This is a genomic window from Gracilibacillus boraciitolerans JCM 21714 (assembly GCF_000521485.1).
Lineage (GTDB): Bacteria > Bacillota > Bacilli > Bacillales > Amphibacillaceae > Gracilibacillus > Gracilibacillus boraciitolerans.
On the sequence record NZ_BAVS01000080.1, the window covers coordinates 1 to 1,368 of the forward strand.

Genomic DNA, 1,368 nt, shown 5'->3' on the forward strand with positions numbered 1-1,368 from the left:
TTTTTAAAATTGGTATCTGTACTTATTTAATTTGGATTTCTTGTATTCGCTCAAGAACTTGCCAGAAAAAAGCTTGATAAACAAAACTCGAAGCTAATTTAAAGTAGGCAGACCTCCCGGTCTTTACTAATTTACTAGCTACTTTAATTATTCGCATACGTATTGTTTGAATTTGCATGTTTTTTTGATGCGTTGGAAAACAAAGTGTTCGCATCCAATTGACTAAGTTGTATGCAAGTAAACTTAATATCATACGGGATTCATTTACTTGAAACGAATGACTACACATGCGATCAAAGTTAAATCCATTCTTTGCTTCTTTTATGAAATTTTCCATTGTACCGCGTTTTTGATAAGAATGTACAATGGCTTCGGGAGTGAAAGCATCTCCAAGATTGGTAACGAAGAATGTATGTGTGAAAAATAATTCTCCTGCTGGTCGTTCAGAACGAATAATTACTTTTCTTGGTTTTGACCAGGATTTTGCTTGGTATTCCGTCTCATCGATCAAACACTCTGACTCTGTTAAATCAGAAGAGATGTGACTTGGATGGTATTCATCTGCAAGGCGCTGTAAATTACGATTTGATTTTAAACGAATGACGTAATATACAGACTCTTTCTCACATAACTTATAAAGTTGCGGAACTGCAAAGCCGCTATCACCTCTTAAGAGTGCGGTTGTTTCAGGAAACGTATCATTATAGTGGTTAATCAATGGTTCAATGAAATCCACAACACCATTTGAGGTATAAACATTTCCTGGTCTTAATTTTGCTTTCAAAAAGTCTCCAGTTATGCCATCGAATGCAACTAATGGATGGAACCCGACGGTTCCATAATGGGTATTATAAGCTGTAGATTCTTGTTCTCCATAAGTATCCGCATGTGTGGAGTCTAAATCAAAAATAATAGCATCAGACTTTCTGAATCGATGGACTTTATCAACTAAACATTGATTACCTAGAAGTAAATGATCAATAGACTGTTCATCAAAACGAGAATAGAATCGAGAAAGTGATGGCTGGGAAGCCAATGAATCTACTCCGATAAGCTTAGTGAAAATAGGATCACTAGTTAATTGGTCAGATGCATCATCTTCAGAATAACCAGCGATGATTTGATATATTTTTTGACGTAATATGTTTTGGTTAGTGTGAAAAACAAATTTCCGATCGTCTTGGAGCGTTAAGTGATCAGATAATACTTTAGAGAATCCTAATTGTTCATCAAATTCTCTGAAGAGTAATTCACCAGTGTCTGAGGAAAGTTCTCCTCCATCATTCGATAATTTAATTTTACGATTGAAAAATAATGATTTTTGAGTTAAAGTAGCCATTATAAGAACCCTTTCTGTTGGTTATTTGG

At 34.9% G+C, this 1,368-nt stretch carries 1 protein-coding gene; it reads right to left on the reverse strand.

Annotated elements, in window-relative coordinates; translation table 11 throughout:
- Window positions 1-22 precede the first annotated feature (22 nt).
- A complete protein-coding gene (locus JCM21714_RS17725) occupies window positions 23-1,339 on the reverse strand; it encodes an IS1380 family transposase (protein ID WP_035726482.1) in 1,317 nt (438 codons plus the stop codon).
- Window positions 1,340-1,368: the final 29 nt, after the last annotated feature.